The sequence below is a fragment of the Paraburkholderia sp. BCC1886 genome (genome assembly GCF_900996245.1).
In the GTDB taxonomy this organism is placed as follows: Bacteria; Pseudomonadota; Gammaproteobacteria; order Burkholderiales; family Burkholderiaceae; genus Paraburkholderia.
Genome location: NZ_CAAJGK010000107.1, coordinates 108,056 through 125,605 on the forward strand (window position 1 = coordinate 108,056; position 17,550 = coordinate 125,605).

The window sequence follows — 17,550 nt, forward strand, 5'->3', positions numbered from 1 at the left end:
GTCAGGCTCCGATCAGGCTTTGGCCGCAAACCCGCACGACCTGGCCGCTTACGCCCGCCGATCCGGGATGCGCGAGCCACGCGATGGTCTGCGCGACGTCCACCGGCTGGCCGCCCTGGCTCATCGAATTCATGCGGCGGCCGGCCTCGCGGATGGTCAGCGGAATTTTCGCGGTCATTTGCGTTTCGATGAAGCCCGGCGCGACTGCATTGATGGTGATGCCGCGCGCACGCAGATGCGGCGCCATGCTTTGCACCCGGCCGATCACGCCGGCTTTCGAGGTCGCATAATTGGTCTGGCCGAGATTGCCGGCAATCCCGCTGATCGACGAGACGCCGATAATGCGCCCGCCCTCGCGCAGAATGCCGGCCGCGAGCAGCGCGTCGTCAATGCGTTCCTGCGCGCTGAGATTGATGTCGATGACGCTTTGCCACGCGGCGTCGGTCATCTTCGCGATGGTTTTGTCCTTCGTGATGCCGGCGTTGTGCACGACGATATCCACGCCTTCTTCGGCGAGTGCGGCGGCGATCTGCGCGGGCGCTTCGGGCGCGGCGATATCGAAGGTGAGGGCGGTGCCGTTCAACTGGCGCATCGTCGTTTCCAGCGCGTCGCGCGCCGATGGAATGTCGATGCCGATCACGTGCGCGCCGTCAGCCGCGAGGACGCTCGCGATAGCCGCGCCGATGCCGCGAGCGGCACCGGTGACGACCGCGCGTTTGCCGGCGAGTGGGCGTTTCCAGTCGAGGGGCAGCGCGGCTTGCAGGGATGCGAGGTCGGTGGCGGCGCTGCTGCTCGCAGTGTCTACGCTCGCTTCGATCCGCACGACCTGTCCCGACACATACGCCGATCGCGGCGACAGAAAGAACCGCAGCGTTGCTTCGATCCCGCTCTCGGCGCCCGGCGTCACATACAGCAGATTCGCGGTGATCCCACGTCGTGCTTCCTTGCCGAGCGAACGCGTCAGGCCTTCGAGCGCGCGTTGCACGGTCCACTGGCGCGGCGTGCTGCAGCTTTCCGGCGGCCGTCCCAATACGACGATGCGACCGCATTTGCCGAGCGAGCGCAGCGTGTCGTGAAAGAACGCATGCAGCGGTTCGAGTTGCGTGCTGTCTTCGATACCGCTCGCGTCGAACAGCAGCGCGGCAAGCTTTGCCGACGAGCCCGGGTCGGCCGCTTCGAAACGCCCGGTCATCAGTTCGTGGCGATTCGCGAGCGGCACCCATTGCCCGACGCTTTCGTGCGCGACGCTCGTCACGCCGATGCTCGCGACGAGATCCGCCAGCGCATCGAGCAGTTGCGGTTCGCGTGCCGCGCCGATCGCGACAAGGCCGTCGAATTCGGGCCGCTCCGGTCGATAGCGTCGCAGCACTTCGGGCTTCGGCAAGCCGAGCGAGCGCGCGAGGCTCGCGCCGAACGGCGAATTGACGAAGTTGAGGTAAGAGTCTTTCATCGGGTTCGATGCTCCGCTGGCCACGTGAGGTCTTCGCGCAGAAAGGCCCGCGAAAAACGCATCACATGGGTCAGTTTGCGCTGAGCCGGGCGCGCTCGACGAGCGGCGCCGGCCGGGTTATCCGGACCGCTCAGGCGGCCATTTCCAGCGATTTCTCGAGCGCGTCCTTGCGTTTTTGCAGGCTTGCGACCATGTCGAAGTCGGCCGGGAAATCGTCGACCTTCACGACCAGCGCACCGTAACGCGCATAGTCTTCGAGCACGCGGCGATCGTCGGCGTCGATCAGGCCTTTCTTCTGTGCGGCGTCGGTCCAGGCGGCCAGATTCGACAGGCTTTGCGGCATTGGCGCGAGCAGGCCCTGCTTGACCGCATCGCGCAGCTTCTGGTCGATCTGCGTGAAGCGCGGGTTCAGTTCGAACACGAGTTCGCCGTAACCGAGCGCGTCGACATCCGGATGCGGCACGTACGAGTCGGACACGAGACGGTTGCGCGCTGCGCCGGGTGTCTGCATCAATTCGGCGATGGCCGTGCCAAGACGGTCCGACGGTTCGCGATACGGCAGGCCGAACGGAAACGCGAGGACGCGCACCAGTCCGGCAGCCAGACGGTTCGGGTAATTGGCGAGCACGCCGTCGAGCGCGTGTTGCGCCTTGTACAGCGAATCTTCGACGCCCCAGCGCACCAGCGGCAGGTCGCTCTCCTGACGGCCTTCGTCTTCGAAACGCTTGAGCGTCGCCGAGATCAGATACAACTGCGACAGCACGTCGCCGAGCCGGCCCGAAATACGCTCACGACGTTTCAGGTCGCCGCCGAGCACGAACATGGAGACATCGGCAAGCAACGCGAACGCGGTCGAGATGCGGGTGGCGGCGCGATAGTACGCATGCAGCGGCGCATGCGCCTTCGTCGGTCCGGCAATGAACGCGCCGCCCGTGATGCCGTACACGAAACTGCGCACGACGTTCGACAGCGTGAAGCTCACGTGACCGAAGAACGCCGCGTCGAAATCGCGCAACGCCTTCGCGCGATCCGTCTCGCGGGTCGCGGCCATTTCCTTCAGCACGTACGGATGACAGCGGATCGCGCCCTGGCCGAAGATGATCAGGCAGCGCGTGAGGATGTTCGCGCCTTCCACGGTGATGGCGATCGGCACCTGCTGATAGGCGCGTGCGAGGAAGTTCGACGGTCCCATGCAAATGCCCTTGCCTGCGGCGATATCCATCCCGTCGTTGATGACGGCGCGTGCCCGCTCCGTGATGTGATACTTGGCGATCGCCGAAATGACCGACGGCTTTTCGCCGAGATCCACCGCATGCGCCGACAGGCGACGTGCGGCGTCCATCACGTAGAGGTTGCCGCCCATGCGCCCGAGCGCTTCCTGCACGCCCTCGAATTTGCCCACGGCGGTGCGGAACTGACGGCGCACGGCGGCATAGGCACCGGTGCCGCGCACGGCGATTTTCGCCATGCCCACGTTGGACGACGGCAGCGAAATCGCGCGGCCCGCCGCGAGACATTCCATCAACATGCGCCAGCCGTTGCCGACCTGCTCGCGCCCGCCGATCACCCAGTCGAGCGGAATGAAAACGTCCTTGCCCGAGTTCGGGCCGTTCTGGAACACGGCGTTGAGCGGCCAGTGACGGCGGCCGATGTTGACGCCCGGATGGTCGGTCGGAATCAGCGCGCAGGTGATGCCCGGTTCGTTCTCCGTGCCGAGCAGATGGTCCGGGTCGAGCGCGCGGAAGGCGAGGCCGAGCACCGTGGCGATCGGCCCGAGGGTGATGTAGCGCTTGTCCCACGTGACGCGGAAGCCGAGCGTTTCGCGGCCTTCGAACGTTCCCTTGCAGACGATGCCGACGTCGGGAATCGCCGCTGCGTCGGAGCCGGCATAAGGGCTCGTCAGCGCGAAGCAGGGGATTTCGTCGCCGCGGGCGAGACGCGGCAGATAGTGGTTCTTTTGCTCTTCCGTGCCGTAGTGCATCAGCAGTTCGGCGGGGCCGAGCGAGTTCGGCACCATCACCGAGACTGCGGCGGCGGAACAGCGCGTCGCCAGCTTCATGATGACCTGCGAATGCGCGTAGGCGGAGAACTGCTTGCCGCCGTACTGCTTCGGAATGATCATGCCGAGAAAGCCGCGTTCCTTGACGAACTGCCAGGTTTGCGGCGAGAGGTCTTGCCAGACCATCGTGGTTTCCCAGTCGTTTGCGAGGTCGCACAACTGCTCGCATTCGACGTCGAGAAAGGATTGTTCTTCGGCGGTGAGCGTGGCCGGTCCGTAGCCGAGCAGCTTGTCCCAGTGCGGACGTCCCGAGAACAGATCGGCGTCCCACCAGACGGTGCCGGCTTCGATCGCGTCACGTTCGGTCGGCGACATCTCCGGCAAAATTTTGCGGAAGACGTCCAGTACCGGTCTGGTGAGCAGACGCCGGCGCAAAGGTTTGAAGGTAAGCAGCAAGGCGGGCAGGACGAAGACGATGGTCAGCACGGTGGTGGTCACCGGACCGGCCGCGCCGCTCAGATGCGCGGCCGCCACCCAGACGATCATGAAGGCCAGCCACCATGCGGCACGCGCCTGAACGTAGACCAGCGCCAAAGCGGCGATGACGAGCACTAGGATGAACCACGGCATGACGTTTCCTCCTGTTTCGATGATGCGTGCAAACGCCTCCGCGGATGCGGACGGTTTGCGTTATGTTGATCTTTCCGCGGACGGTGTCTCTGGTTCCGTCTGCGTGTGTTCTGCTGGGTTGCTGCTCGCGCTCGTTGATTCTTTATTCGTCGATTCGTGTGCTTGTCGCGGTTGCGGTTCGACAGTTTGAATCCGGTTACGTGCGGGAATTAGACGTGTGACTCAGGTGTGCTTCGTGCTGCCGGGTCACACGTCGTTGCTGCGTGGTCGAAGCTATGCGAGGCCGTGCATCGCGTGATGAGACGAACTCGCTTCGATGCTGCCGCTACGGCGTTCGCCATCCGTCGATGCCGACGATGCTTCGGCCGTGCCGTTATGCTCCGATGCGAATTCGGCGGCCGCGTTGCCTTGCCCGGCTGCGGCCGGTTCCCCGGAACCCGGCGTGCCGCTCTCGGCTGCATCGCCCAACACGGCGGCGAAGGTCGCCAGTTGCGAGCCGTCAGGCAGCGGGGCTTTGAGTGCGGCCACCATGAGCGAGGCGAGGCGTGCGATCAGTTGCAGATCGTTCATCGACTTGCCTTGCGAGAACTCCGAAATCAGGCTGTCGGTGTCGGTGCCGGCCAGCACACCCGACAGCGCACCGATCGCGAAGTGCAGACGCCAGCCCAGTTCTTCACGCGGCAGATGCGGCAATGCACGCTGGAACGCATCGAAGAAGCGGATGGCCACCGACTCGTAATGCGCATTCAGAAAGTCGCGGATGAACGCCGAGGGATCGGTATAAGCGCGTCCCAGCAATCGCAGAAACGCCTTGCCGCCCACTTTCGGATCGCGCGACAGACGCAAGGCCGGAATGAACATCGCACCGAGCACGTGCTCGCAGGTGAGCCTGTTGCCAAGCATCGCGTCGAATCGATCGAGCAGCTTGACGCGTTCCTGATTGAGCCGGTCGAGCCGGCGTGACAGCATCGAGTGAATCAGCGATTCCTTGCTGCCGAAGTGATAGTTGACCGCAGCGAGATTCACCTCGGCGCGGGATGTGATCTGACGGAGCGACATCGCCTCGTAGCCGCATTCTATGAAGAGTGTTTCGGCGGAATCGAGGATGCGTGACTTCGTATCGCCGGCGTGCCGGCCTGTTGTGCGAACTGCCATGTTGCGTCTCCCAGTTGCCGGGCATCCGGCCCGCAAACAAGCGATTCAAATGTCGATTTGAAACAGCCGTTTTTTTCAGGATAAAAAAATACTAGGTTCCGATCAAGGGTCCGTTGTGGACTAACTCCTCTAGAAGACCTGATGAAGGTCGGTTGCAAACCCCGCTCACAACGCCGCTGTACGCCTTGGCGAGCGGCAATAAAAAAGGCCGTTCCGATAAGAATCGGAACGGCCTCGTATGGCTTGACTGCTTGTGCTGCTATTTGTTTGGCCTTGGCTTTTAGCTTTGGCTTCTTGCGAAGCCATGGCGGTTCGAGCCGCCTTGGCGCCTATTGTGCCTGATATTGGCTCGCTGAAATAGCCGTTTAGTTCGAACGCTTAAAGCTGCGCTGCAACCTGCTTGGCCGACTGCGTCATGTCGATACCGCGACGTTCGCGACTGAACGGAATCAACACGGCGATCACGACCGCCACGATGCCGATCACCACGGCCATCACCATCGCATAGTTGTTGCCGTGCGATTCGGCGGCGCTTGCTTGCAACGGACCGTTGACCGACGCGATCAGATTGCCGAGCTGGTACACGAGCCCGGGGAACGTCGCGCGAATTTCATCGGGCGAGATTTCGTTCAGATGCACGGGGATCACGCCCCACGCGCCTTGCACCGAGATCTGCATCAGGAACGCGCCGACGGCGAGCAACACCGGCGTCGTCGAGAAGGCCCACAACGGCAACACCGGCAATGCAATCAGCGCGGCGATGAAGATCGCGCGCTTGCGACCGATCTTTTCCGAAATCGAGCCGAAAAACAGCCCGCCGATCATCGCGCCGACGTTCAGCGTGATCGTGATCCACGACACCGTGTGCGCATCGAACTGATGCTGCACACGCAGGAACGTCGGATACAGATCCTGCGAGCCATGCGAGAAGAAGTTGAACGCGGTCATCAGGACGATCGCGTAAAGCGAGAGCTTGACGTTCTGTTTGAGCGTCGCGAGCAAACCGGGTCGCGTTTTCTTTTCGAGCGTCTGGAAGGCCGGCGATTCCGGCACGTGGGCACGCACATACAGCACGAGCAACGCGGGCAGCACGCCGACGAAGAACATGCCGCGCCAGCCGATGTATTGATAGAAAACACCGAACACGACCGACGCCAGCAGATACCCGCTCGGGTAACCTGCCTGCAGCAAACCGGAGACGAAGCCACGCGCTTTCGGCGGCACGGTTTCCATGGTCAGTGCGCCGCCGACGCCCCATTCGCCGCCCATCGCGATACCGAACAGTGCGCGCAAGACCAGCAACGTGGTGAGATTGGGCGAGAAACCCGACAGCAATTCCAGCAACGAAAAGCACGCGATGTTGACCATCAGCGTGGGGCGGCGGCCGTACTTGTCGGCAAGCCAGCCGAAGATCAATGCGCCGACCGGCCGCATCATCAAGGTCAGCATAATGCCAAAGGCAACTGCCGGGATTTTCGTATTGAATTCCGCTGCGATATCTTTCAATACGAACACCATTAGAAAGAAATCGAATGCGTCGAGCGTCCAGCCTAGATAGGCAGCGATCGTGACGTTTCTTTGTTCCCTGGTCCAGCTCATTGATTTTTCTCCTGAGTCTCTAATAACCCGTGTTTCACGACGGGCGGCTCTGCAGCCCCGTACGCCCCGTGGCTTGGGCTTCGAGCGAGTGTACGCTGACTGTTAAACGCTTGCATGAATGAACCGGCGTTTATCGGTATTAATACCTGGAATGAATTGGATCGTGAATCTCGATCTTTATCGAAATGTCGGGTAAATGTAATTATTGTATTTGCCCCGTTTGTCATGGCGTTTGTTTTTTGTAATGTTCCGGTAGATTTGCCGACCCGTTTATCGGTGCAATGGTGTCGCCCGAAAAACGCGGCGGATAGAGGAGATGCTCGCCCGATTCGGTTGGCTGCCTGCCGACCGCACAGGTATAAAAGCAGCTCGCGGCGTTTAGACCGCGCATCCAAGGGAGACGAACAATGACGATACTGCATCAATGCCTGCTCATCGTGGCCATTTTGCCTCTGCTGTGGACCATGCTCGCGAAGGCCAGCAAACGCTACGACAACCACGCGCCGCGGGCTTACCTGGCCGGCCTGGAGGGCTGGCGCGGGCGCGCCAACGCGGCACAGCAGAACGCGTGGGAAGCGCTGGCGATGTTCACCGCCGCCGTAGTCGTAGCCGGTCAGTCCGGCGGCGCGAGTCCGTGGATCGACCGGCTCGCTATCGGCTTCGTGGTCACGCGCCTTTTGCATGGCCTGCTTTATCTGGCGAATCTCGCACCGTTGCGCACGCTGATCTGGTTTGTCGGCGTCGCGTGTGTAGTCGGGTTGTTCTTCGTCGGCCATTGACGACAACGAGCGCACTGCAGAACATGACAAAAGCTAGATATATGCAATGAGCGCATGAATGGCGAAGAAAAATCCATTTGTCTCATGATGTGCGTCACCTTTAAGATGGCCGCCATCCCATTATTCACGGCGGCCGACGCGCCATGTCCAATCCTGCTTACGTCACCGAACCCGCGCGGCGCGCGCATAGCCCCGCCTCGACGCTCGCGCTCGTCACGCTACTCACGGGTGTGGGTGCGGGTCTCGGCGGCATGCTGCTAGCGTTGCTGCTGCACGCCATCCAGCATCTCGCCTTCGGCTACAGCCTCGACCACGTCATCAGCCCCGAAACTTTTCTGCAGGGCGTCACGGCGGCTTCGCCCGAACGGCGACTGCTGGTGCTGACACTGTGCGGAGTCGTCGCCGGCCTCGGCTGGTGGACCCTGTACCGCTTCGGGCGGCCGCTCGTCAGCATCCGTCAGGCGGTCAAATCCGACGATCCGCAGATGCCGCTGTTGAGCACCGTCGTCCATGCGTTATTGCAGATCGTCACCGTCGCGCTGGGCTCGCCGCTCGGCCGCGAAGTCGCGCCGCGCGAGATCGGCGCGGTGTGGGCAGGCTGGTTATCGCGGCGCGCGGGCCTTTCTGTGGCGGACAGCCGGATCATGGTGGCGTGCGGAGCGGGCGCCGGTCTGGCGGCGGTCTACAACGTGCCGCTGGGCGGCGCGGTATTCGTGCTGGAAGTGCTGCTCGGCACGTTCGGATGGAAGGCGCTGGTGCCCGCCGTGGCGACATCGGCGATAGCGGCCTGGGTCGCGCAATGGGGCCTCGGCAACGAACATCAATATCGGGTTCCCGCGCTCGCGTCGAACCTATCGCTCGTTGTTTGGGCCGTGGTGTGCGGACCGATCTTCGGCGTCGCGGCGTGGGGCTTCACGGAACTGACGAAGCGCGCCCGCGCGTCGGTGAACAAGGACTGGCGCTTGCCGGTGCTGTGCGTGCTGAACTTCGCGATCATCGGCGCGTTGGCGATCTACTTCCCGCAATTGCCCGGCAACGGTAAAGGTCCGGCGAGCCTCGCGTTCGACAGCAGCCTGAGTATCGGTCTCGCGGCAGCCTTGCTCGTGTTGAAAGTCGCGATTACGACCAGCAGTTTGCGCGCCGGTGCCGAGGGCGGTTTGCTGACGCCGGGTCTCGCGAACGGCGCACTGCTCGCCATCGTGCTCGGCGGCATCTGGAGTCTGTTCTGGCCGGGCGCGACGATGGGCGCGTTCGCGGTGATCGGCGCCGCGGCCTTTCTCGCCGCGTCGATGCAGATGCCGATTACCGCCGTCGTACTGGTCTTCGAATTCACGCGTATCAGTCAGGATTTTCTGATTCCCGTATTGCTGGCGGTCGGCGGTTCGATACTGACTTTTCAGGCCGTCACGAATGCGGCGGCGAGTGGGAAGAGACACGGCTGAAAATCCGTCGAGGCCTGCCAGATCCAGTCGTCATTGTTGCCGTGAATAGAGCAGTAAACGCGCCGAAATCCGGTGGCACACGAAGCGACATACTTATTGTCGAAGCCTGATTCGACTCGACGTTTTTCAACGCAACGAAAGTGGAAGGCGTGTTATAAAGTCGGCGGATTGTTAGTCACCTGGAGACACGGGATTGACGAATAAGAATGACAGCTTTGAGCTCATCTGTCGGGCATCTGCATTAATTGCGATAAGCGTTATCGACACGTGCCCACTTTAATCCTCACGACTTCACGCCCGCACCCTTATCAGCGATCGTATCGCTGGGAAAGTCACGTCATCGAATTCTTTGCGATCGGGACCGCGGTTGCGCCGCTGCAGAAAGAGATCGATGCGAAAGATATTCCTGCGCCGACGCTGGTGCTGTCGGTGAACGACTGAGGCCGGCATGAGCGACGCGCGCGATCGCATCAGACTCGGTGCCGGAGGCGAAGGAATCGAGCGTCTGGAAGCCAGGTTGCATGGCAAGGCGTTCGCGCCGCATCGGCACGACTCGTACGCAATCGGTATCACGGTGGCAGGCGTGCAGACGTTTCGCTTTCGCGGCACGCAGTGGCATTGTCTGCCCGGGCAATGCCACATCCTTCATCCCGACGAGCTGCATGACGGCGGCGCCGGAACGAGTGACGCATTCGGCTACCGGATGCTGTATATCGATCCCCGGCTCGTGCAGGAGGCGTTGCGCGGACAGCCGCTGCCCTTCGTGGCGAATCCGGTGGTGGATGCGGCGAGATTGATCGGCGGCGACGATTTTCCTCTGTGGGATATGGACGACGCGATCGACGATGTGAAGCGTATCGATCTCACGGTTGCGGTGGTCAATCTGCTTGCGCGCGGGGTGACGGGCGGCAATAAGGTGGCGGAGGTGGCCACTGACGGGGCCACCAGGGTCGGCGCCGGTTTGCTCGACCTCCGCGCGCTGTCGAGAGTTAGGGAACGGATTGCCGCGAGCCCGGCAGAACGGCATGCGATGCAGGAATTCGAAGCCTTGTCCGGCCTCGACCGATGGACGCTCGCGCGGCAGTTCCGTGCCGCGTTCGGCACCAGCCCGAGCCGTTTCCGAGTTCAGCGGCAGCTCGATCATGCGCGTGCGCTGATCAAACAAGGCCGCCCGCTCGCGGATGCCGCGCTGGAAGCCGGGTTCGCCGATCAGAGTCATCTGTCGCGGCAATTCAAAAGCGCTTATGGGCTCACGCCGGCGAGATGGGCGTCGGCGATCCGCTAACTGGTGGTGTCGGTGCGGGCTTCGATCGCGCGGATAACCGCCACCATGTCCGACTGTCCCAAACCCAACTCCTGCGTTTCACCATAAAGCGCGTAGCACGCGTCCAGCAGCGGCGACGCCAGTTGCGCGCGTCGCGCCGCTTCGGCGATCAGTCGGTTGTTTTTGAGCACATCGGTGATGCCCGCCTGCACGGCGAAATCCTGTTCGAACAGCTTCGCCAGTTTGACGCGCGAGACGTTGCTGGCCATCGGCCCGGCATCCAGAACCGCTACGAACTTGTCGAGTTGCAGCGCGTGACGCTCGGCGAAATGAAACGCCTCCGTGAGCCCCGTGACCATGGTGATCAGGAAGAGATTGACGGCGAGCTTCATCAGCAGCGCGTTCGGCACCGCGCCGCAATCGACGGTTTGTCTGCAAACGGGCTGGAGTAGCGGACGCACGGTTTCGATTGCGGCCGGGTCACCGGCCAGCATCGCGACCAGTTGTCCTTCTTCGGCCGGCTTTCGCGAGCCCGACACCGGTGCTTCGACGTAGTGACCTTGCGCGGCTTCGATGTCGGTGGCCAGCGCCCGCGAGTATTCCGGCGATACCGTGCCCATCTGCACGATGGTCCGGCCTCGAACCAGAGTCGGGAAAGCGGCGCTGCCGCGCTGGAGCACGGAGTCGATGGCTTCGTCGCTCGCGAGCATCAGGACGACGACTGACGTTTTGCTGAAAACGTCCGAGGGTGTGGCGGCGACCAACGCGCCGGCTGCCGCGAGCGCCTGAGTTTTGTCTGCGTTGCGGTTCCACACTACCAGCTGTATTCCCGCGCGCGCCATATTCAGCGCCATCGGTTCGCCCATGACGCCGATGCCTATGAAACCCACTTGCATATCGCACTCCCGGAACCGATAAGTTGAAATTAGTGAAGGGTAATCGGGAAACGAGGAGGGCGTCTTGAAGGGTTGTGAAGGACTGGCCTTGCCTGAACGAACCTCCGACGGTCGGCTCGCGTTTGCCCTTCAGGCGAGCGTTGGAATGTTTGCGCTGGACGGTAATTCGCCCGCAGCCGAGCGTGTCCGATGCTCTCGAAAGGCGGCCGCAATAGTTCGCAATGCGCCTTTTGACCGGGCATCCGACAAATTGGCGTGCAATACGATCTCGGACGAAGGCAAGGGAGGCAACTGGAATTTTGCGCCGACATCGATGAGATCGAGGGGGGCGACCCGTTGCGCCAGCGGGGCGATTGCCAAACCGGCAGAGACAGCCGCGGTGACTGCCGCCATTCCGCCGCCGACGAAGACTTCGATCCAGTCCAGGCCCGCCGCATCGAGCGCGCGCGTCGCGACGCTCCTGACACCACAAGACGTGGCGAGTGAGGCGAGCCTGATGGGCCCGCCCATCCTATGCTCGAAGCTCGGCGCTGCAAACCAGCTAAAGCGCTCCAATGTCAGCACATCGCCGTTGCGACGATCGTCCTCTCTGCGGACAATTACGGCATCCAGCGTGCCGCGCTCGAAGGACTCAAGCAAATTCGGCGACCCCTCGATCCGGACTTCGATCAAAAGAGCGGCTTCGTACGCATTGAGACGGGCCAGCAGCGTCGGAAGCTCCGGTCCTATCTGGCCTCTTCTCTCTATCTGCAGGGCGGGATGAGACTGACGGCAGTTGATGCCGGTATGCGTATGCTTCCCGTTGGCATTGGCTATTTTCTCGCCTCATTCGCTGCGGCGAGCATCCTGCATCGTCTTGGGCCACGTGCTTTGACACTGGGCTTCGCCATTCAGATGCTTGGACTGGTGGTGGCAATCATGGCCGTCTCTGGAATTCTGGCGGGAGGTTTCGGAGCTGGGCTCCTGATTGCGGGGATTGGATTCGGCATTTCAATGCCGTCGATTATCAAAGCGGTAATCAGTGGCATCGATCAGCGTCATGCCGGGCTCGCATCGGGAATCGTTATGTCCTCTTTGCAGGTCGGTGGCGCCGTTGGAGTCGCGATGGTGGGGGGCGTGTTTTTCAGCACGCTTGGCAGTGGTGTGGAGCTTTCGTCCTATGCGCATGCCTTCAATGTATCGACGATGTGCAATGTCGTTCTGATGGCGCTGGGCGGTGCGCTGTCGCTGAGGATGCCGGCCCTCCGTCATGCGATGAAAGGCCGATAACACGTTGCGAAGATGAACGTGTCGGTGGAACACAAGCAGTCTGCAGAAACAAAAAACCCCGTAAGACGAAAATCTTACGGGGTTTCTCGAACTACTTATACAACTGATGGTGCCCAGGAGAGGACTCGAACCTCCACGGTGTTGCCACCGCTAGGACCTGAACCTAGTGCGTCTACCAATTCCGCCACCTGGGCACGTTTTGAAACTAGACCGCCATTTTATCGAGATGATGCAGTGTGTCAATCCCTGCTCACCACAATCTCCTGCTGCTTCGCTGACTGCTGCTGCTTACTACTGCTTGCCTTCACACTAAAAACAAAGCCGCCTGAATGAAGAAGGCGGCTTTGTTTCGAATCTTGGTGCCCAAGAGAGGACTCGAACCTCCACAGTGTTGCCACCGCTAGGACCTGAACCTAGTGCGTCTACCAATTTCGCCACCTGGGCAGGTGATCAACAGCAAAGAACGCCATTATAGCGACAGATTCGTGCCTGTCAAGCGTTTGCCCGAACTCGCCCGAACCGCGCCATCGCGAGGCTGAGCGCGGCTCGCAGCGAATATCGGAGGGGCGCTTGGCGCGCTGGACGGGTGTTAGAATGCCTCGCAGTAGTTCGTTGGCACGGTGCACACAGCCCGTCGGACTCAGCTTTGAACGAGCCGGACCCAAGCAGTTTTTTCAGTGCATTCGCCAGTGCACGCAAGTGCAACTGCAAGTGAAACCAAGCGTCGAGCAAACGCTTTTTCAGCCGAGCCACATCGCCGACCGACGTCCATGCAACGAGAAAAAATCATCGACAAGCCCTTGAGTAAATTCCCGTATCCGATTCCTAGCCGCGAAGAAATCCTCGGCGTCCTGCGCACGAGTGAAGCGCCGCTTGCCGCGAACGACATCGCCGAAGCCTTGTCGATCAAGCGCCAGGAGCGCGAAGGATTTTTCAAGCGTCTAGGTGCCATGGAGCGCGACGGCCAGATCCGGCTCGATCAGCGCAATCTCTACCAGCTCACCCATCCGTCGAATTTCGTCGCGGGCCGCGTCCAGGGCCATCGCGACGGCTTCGGTTTTCTCATTCGCGACGACGGCCAGGACGACTTGTTCCTGCCCACCGGCGAAATGCAGAAGGTGATGCACAACGACCGCGTGCTCGCGCGCATCGTCGGCTACGACCGGCGCGGCCGCCCCGAAGGGCACATCGTCGAGGTGACGGACCGCGCCAACAAACGCGTGATCGGCCGCTTGCTCAGTGAAAACGGCGCGCTCATCGTCGCGCCCGAAGACAAGCGCATCGGTCACGACATCCTCATCGCGCAGAACACGAAGAAGGCCAAGGTCGGCCAGGTGGTCGTGGTCGAACTCACCGATTTCCCGAGCCGGCATTCGCAACCGCTCGGACGCGTGGTGGAAGTGCTCGGCGACATCGACGACCCGGGCATGGAAATCGAAATCGCGGTGCGCAAGTACGGCGTGCCGCACGAATTCAATCAGGCCGCACTCGACGAAGCGGCGAAGCTGCCCGACGAAGTCCGGCCGTCGGATGCGCGTCATCGCATCGATCTGCGCGACGTGCCGCTCGTGACCATCGACGGTGAAGACGCCCGCGACTTCGACGACGCGGTGTATTGCGAGCCGGTGCAGGTGGGTCGCGGCGAGGGCTTCCGTCTGATCGTCGCGATTGCGGACGTCTCGCACTACGTGCATCCGAAAAGCGGGCTCGACGCCGACGCGATCGAGCGCAGCACGTCGGTCTATTTCCCGCGCCGCGTCATTCCCATGCTGCCGGAGAAACTCTCCAACGGCTTGTGCTCGCTGAATCCGCACGTCGACCGTTGCGTGCTGGTGTGCGACATGATCGTCACCGCGCGCGGTGAAGTGAAGGCTTATCAGTTTTATCCGGGTGTGATGCATTCGGCTGCGCGTCTGACCTACACGGAAGTCGCGGCGGTGCTGAAGAATACCAAGGGACCCGAGGCCACGCGCCGTGCCGCGTTGCTGCCGCAGCTACAGAATCTGTACGGCGTGTACAAGTCGCTGTTCGCAGCGCGCCAGAAGCGCGGCGCGATCGACTTCGACACCACCGAGACCTACATCGTCTGCAATGCGCAGGGCAAGATCGAGCAGATCGTGCCGCGCACCCGCAACGACGCGCACAAGCTGATCGAAGAGTGCATGCTGGCCGCGAACGTGTGCGCCGCCGACTTCCTCAAGCGCAACAAACACCCTGGTCTGTTCCGCGTGCATGCGGGCCCGACGCCGGAGAAGCTCGAAAACCTGCGCACGTTCCTGCGCGGCATGGGCCTCACGCTGAACGGCGGCGACAAACCGCACGCGAGCGACTACGCCGCGCTGATGGCGCAGATTCGCGAACGGCCCGACGCGCAGATGCTGCAAACCATGCTGCTGCGCTCGATGCAACAAGCGGTATATAGCCCGGACAACATCGGTCACTTCGGTCTCGCGTACGAAGCGTATGCGCACTTCACGAGCCCGATTCGCCGCTATCCCGACCTGCTGACGCACCGCGCCATTTACGCGATCCTGCAAGGCCGCAAGTATCAGCCGGAGCCGGCGGCGGGTATCGAACTGAACACCGCGCTCTCGCCGCGTGCCCGCGCCATGCAGAAGGCCGACGACGAATCGCGCGGCCGTCAGCGTTCGACCAACGTGGCGATCTGGGAAGAACTCGGTCTGCACTGTTCGGCCAACGAGCGTCGCGCCGACGAAGCCTCGCGCGACGTCGAAGCCTGGCTCAAGTGCTACTTCATGCGCGACAAGCTCGGCGAAGAATATGGCGGCATGGTAAGCGGCGTGACGTCGTTCGGCATCTTCGTGCAACTCGACTCGCTGTTCATCGAAGGCCTCGTGCACGTGACCGAACTCGGCTCGGACTACTTCCAGTACGACGAGATCAAGAACGAGTTGCGCGGCGAGCGCACGGGTATCCGTTATCGCCTGTCGGACCGCGTGCGGGTGCAGGTGAGCCGCGTCGACCTGGATGCGCGCAAGATCGATTTCCGTCTGGTGCGTGATACGCCGATCAAACCGTCCGCGAATCGTCAGGCGCCGGTCGACAAGTCGTCCAGCGAAAACAGCAGTGCTCGCGGCGGTGCGCGCGTGCGTTCGTTGCCGCCGCAGGAAGGCGGCACGGGCAACGCGGGAAGCGCTGCCGCGCCAGGCGGGCGGCGCAGCAAGAAAGCCGCGCCCGCGCAAACCGCGGCCGTGAAGGAAGCGCGCGCTGCCCGCGGCGCGGCGAAGAAACATAGCGCCGCGAGCAAGGCTGCACCCAAGCCGCAACCGCAGGCCCGCAAGAAGCGCTGAGGTTTCGACGGCGCGACCCGTAGGGTCGCGGCCGGCTAACGCCTGACATCGCGCGCAACGGATACGTGTCGACGTGTCCGTTGCGCGCGTTCTGCTTTTCATCGAGGTCGTGGTTCCGGCCACGGCCCCGGCTCTCGCCCGGTGTTGCTCCCGGGCGGCGTGCCGGGCCGGGAACCGACAGTCGATTTCGTCATCATCATCGCAGCGCGCGCACGGCCGGCGCGCTCAATCAAAGGTTGTATCAGTCATGTCACGTCTTAAGGTTTTATACGGTTTCCATGCAGTGACCGCCCGTATCCGTCACGATGCGTCGACGGTCGAAGAGGTCTATTACGACGCCACGCGTAAAGATCGCCGCATGACCGAGTTTCTGCACGCGGCAAAAGAAGCCGGCGTGCGTCTGATCGCCGCCGACGAAACGCGTCTGTGGGGGCTCGCGCATACCGAGCGTCATCAGGGCGTGGTGGCACGCGCCGGCGACATGCCGCTCGCGCAGAACCTCGCGGAACTGCTCGACGGAATCAACGGCTCTCCGCTCATTCTGGTGCTGGACGGCGTGACCGATCCGCACAATCTCGGCGCCTGCCTGCGGGTGGCCGACGCCGCCGGCGCGCACGCGGTGATCGTGCCGCGCGACCGCGCCGTCGGTTTGAACGCGACCGCTGCGAAAGTCGCGAGCGGGGCAGCCGACACCGTGCCGTACATCACCGTGACGAATCTGGCCCGCGCGCTGCGCGAGTTGAAGGACGCCGGGGTGTGGGTAGTGGGAACGGCCGGCGAGGCCACCAAGAGCCTCTACGAGACCGAGCTGGACGGTCCCGTGGCTCTGGTGATGGGCGCTGAAGGCGAGGGCATGCGCCGCCTCACGCGCGACACCTGCGACGTCGTCATGCAGATTCCGATGGCGGGCACGGTCGAAAGCCTGAATGTCTCGGTGGCCTCGGGCGTGTGTCTGTTCGAAGCGGTGCGTCAGCGCTCGGTGAAGAAGAAGTAACCGGAAGAAGTAATCGCGCCCGCTACTCCGGTAAACTAGCCGTTTTTTACTGCTCGCCCGCATCCCATGACTCAAGACGAACTCAAGCAACTGGTCGGCCAGGCGGCCGCCGATTACGTCCTCGCCAACGTGCCGGAAGGCTCGATCGTCGGCGTCGGCACCGGCTCGACGGCCAACTGTTTCGTCGACGCGCTCGCGGCGAACAAGGCCCGTTATCGCGGCGCGGTGTCGAGTTCGCTCGCCACCACCGCACGTCTGCAATCGCACGGCTTCAAGATTCTCGACCTGAACGAAATCGATTCGCTGAAGGTGTACGTGGACGGCGCCGACGAGATCGACCATGGCGGCGCGATGATCAAGGGCGGCGGCGGCGCGCTGACGCGCGAGAAAATCGTTGCGTCGGTGTCGGAAGTGTTCGTCTGTATCGCCGACTCGAGCAAGCTCGTCGACACGCTCGGTCAGTTTCCGCTGCCCATCGAAGTCGTCCCGATGGCGCGTACCGCGATCGGTCGCCGCGTCACGGCGCTCGGCGGCGTGCCGGTCGTGCGGGTCACCAAAGAGGGCGTGCCGTTCATCACCGACAACGGCAACGAGATCATCGACGTGAAAGGGCTCAGCATCAGCGACCCGCGCACGCTCGAGACGCATATCAACGCATGGCCGGGTGTGGTGACCGTCGGACTGTTTGCGGGCCGTAGCGCGAATCTCTGCCTGCTCGGCACCGACACCGGCGTGCGTACCATCGAGTACGCCAGGAACTGA

The 17,550-nt window shown here is 62.5% G+C and carries 14 protein-coding genes and 2 tRNA genes; 8 read left to right on the forward strand and 8 right to left on the reverse strand.

The genetic code is table 11. The features are described 5' to 3' along the window. Window position 1: 1 nt before the first annotated feature. The 4 genes from FQ746_RS30860 to FQ746_RS30875 all read right to left on the reverse strand — a co-directional run bounded on the left by FQ746_RS30860 (window position 2) and on the right by FQ746_RS30875 (window position 6,833). On the reverse strand, window positions 2-1,450 hold the full coding sequence (locus tag FQ746_RS30860) for a 3-oxoacyl-ACP reductase (RefSeq protein ID WP_144113607.1): 1,449 nt from the start codon (window positions 1,448-1,450) through the stop codon (window positions 2-4). A gap of 130 nt (window positions 1,451-1,580) precedes the next feature. Beyond that, entirely contained in the window at window positions 1,581-4,079 is a 2,499-nt protein-coding gene (locus FQ746_RS30865; RefSeq protein ID WP_144113608.1) for an acyl-CoA dehydrogenase, read from the reverse strand. Between the two features lie 273 nt (window positions 4,080-4,352). Next, a complete protein-coding gene (locus FQ746_RS30870) occupies window positions 4,353-5,234 on the reverse strand; it encodes a TetR/AcrR family transcriptional regulator (RefSeq protein WP_144113609.1) in 882 nt (293 codons plus the stop codon). Between the two features lie 378 nt (window positions 5,235-5,612). Beyond that, a complete protein-coding gene (locus FQ746_RS30875) occupies window positions 5,613-6,833 on the reverse strand; it encodes an MFS transporter (RefSeq protein WP_144113610.1) in 1,221 nt (406 codons plus the stop codon). Window positions 6,834-7,240: 407 nt separating this feature from the next. Between FQ746_RS30875 and FQ746_RS30880 the strand changes: the two genes are divergently transcribed. From FQ746_RS30880 to FQ746_RS30890, 4 genes are all read left to right on the forward strand, one after another. Continuing rightward, the gene (locus FQ746_RS30880) at window positions 7,241-7,612 is read left to right on the forward strand and encodes an MAPEG family protein (RefSeq protein ID WP_144113611.1); all 372 of its coding nucleotides are present in this window, start codon (window positions 7,241-7,243) and stop codon (window positions 7,610-7,612) included. A 143-nt stretch (window positions 7,613-7,755) separates the two neighbouring features. Beyond that, window positions 7,756-9,054, forward strand: coding sequence for a chloride channel protein (locus FQ746_RS30885; protein ID WP_144113612.1), 1,299 nt, complete (start codon window positions 7,756-7,758; stop codon window positions 9,052-9,054). A 267-nt stretch (window positions 9,055-9,321) separates the two neighbouring features. Next, window positions 9,322-9,495, forward strand: coding sequence for a hypothetical protein (locus FQ746_RS34960; protein ID WP_186310880.1), 174 nt, complete (start codon window positions 9,322-9,324; stop codon window positions 9,493-9,495). A 7-nt stretch (window positions 9,496-9,502) separates the two neighbouring features. Then, window positions 9,503-10,339 carry an AraC family transcriptional regulator gene (locus FQ746_RS30890; RefSeq protein WP_144113613.1) on the forward strand — a complete coding sequence of 279 codons (837 nt, stop codon included), beginning with the start codon at window positions 9,503-9,505 and terminating at the stop codon, window positions 10,337-10,339. On the opposite strand, the gene FQ746_RS30895 is transcribed toward FQ746_RS30890, so the two are convergent. Then, the gene (locus FQ746_RS30895; RefSeq protein WP_144113614.1) at window positions 10,336-11,214 is read right to left on the reverse strand and encodes an NAD(P)-dependent oxidoreductase; all 879 of its coding nucleotides are present in this window, start codon (window positions 11,212-11,214) and stop codon (window positions 10,336-10,338) included. The genes FQ746_RS30890 and FQ746_RS30895 overlap by 4 nt on opposite strands. A 129-nt stretch (window positions 11,215-11,343) precedes the next feature. Continuing rightward, window positions 11,344-11,886 (reverse strand): LysR substrate-binding domain-containing protein, encoded by a 543-nt coding sequence (locus tag FQ746_RS30900; protein WP_260854226.1) that lies wholly within the window; start codon window positions 11,884-11,886, stop codon window positions 11,344-11,346. An 87-nt stretch (window positions 11,887-11,973) separates the two neighbouring features. On the opposite strand from FQ746_RS30900, the gene FQ746_RS35390 reads away from it, so the two are divergent. Continuing rightward, window positions 11,974-12,483: an MFS transporter gene (locus FQ746_RS35390; protein WP_144113616.1), complete on the forward strand. Its 510-nt coding sequence runs from the start codon at window positions 11,974-11,976 to the stop codon at window positions 12,481-12,483. A 107-nt stretch (window positions 12,484-12,590) separates the two neighbouring features. Here FQ746_RS35390 and FQ746_RS30910 read toward each other — a convergent pair. Together FQ746_RS30910 and FQ746_RS30915 are read right to left on the reverse strand one after the other, a co-directional pair. Next, window positions 12,591-12,677 (reverse strand) — tRNA-Leu (locus tag FQ746_RS30910). 163 nt (window positions 12,678-12,840) lie between these two features. Continuing rightward, window positions 12,841-12,927, reverse strand: a tRNA-Leu gene (locus FQ746_RS30915). 326 nt (window positions 12,928-13,253) lie between these two features. On the opposite strand from FQ746_RS30915, the gene rnr reads away from it, so the two are divergent. From rnr to rpiA, 3 genes are all read left to right on the forward strand, one after another. Beyond that, the gene (gene rnr / locus FQ746_RS30920) at window positions 13,254-15,794 is read left to right on the forward strand and encodes a ribonuclease R (RefSeq protein WP_144113617.1); all 2,541 of its coding nucleotides are present in this window, start codon (window positions 13,254-13,256) and stop codon (window positions 15,792-15,794) included. Window positions 15,795-16,041: 247 nt separating this feature from the next. After that, window positions 16,042-16,788: a 23S rRNA (guanosine(2251)-2'-O)-methyltransferase RlmB gene (rlmB, locus tag FQ746_RS30925; protein ID WP_144113618.1), complete on the forward strand. Its 747-nt coding sequence runs from the start codon at window positions 16,042-16,044 to the stop codon at window positions 16,786-16,788. Between the two features lie 66 nt (window positions 16,789-16,854). Next, a complete protein-coding gene (gene rpiA, locus FQ746_RS30930) occupies window positions 16,855-17,550 on the forward strand; it encodes a ribose-5-phosphate isomerase RpiA (RefSeq protein ID WP_144113619.1) in 696 nt (231 codons plus the stop codon).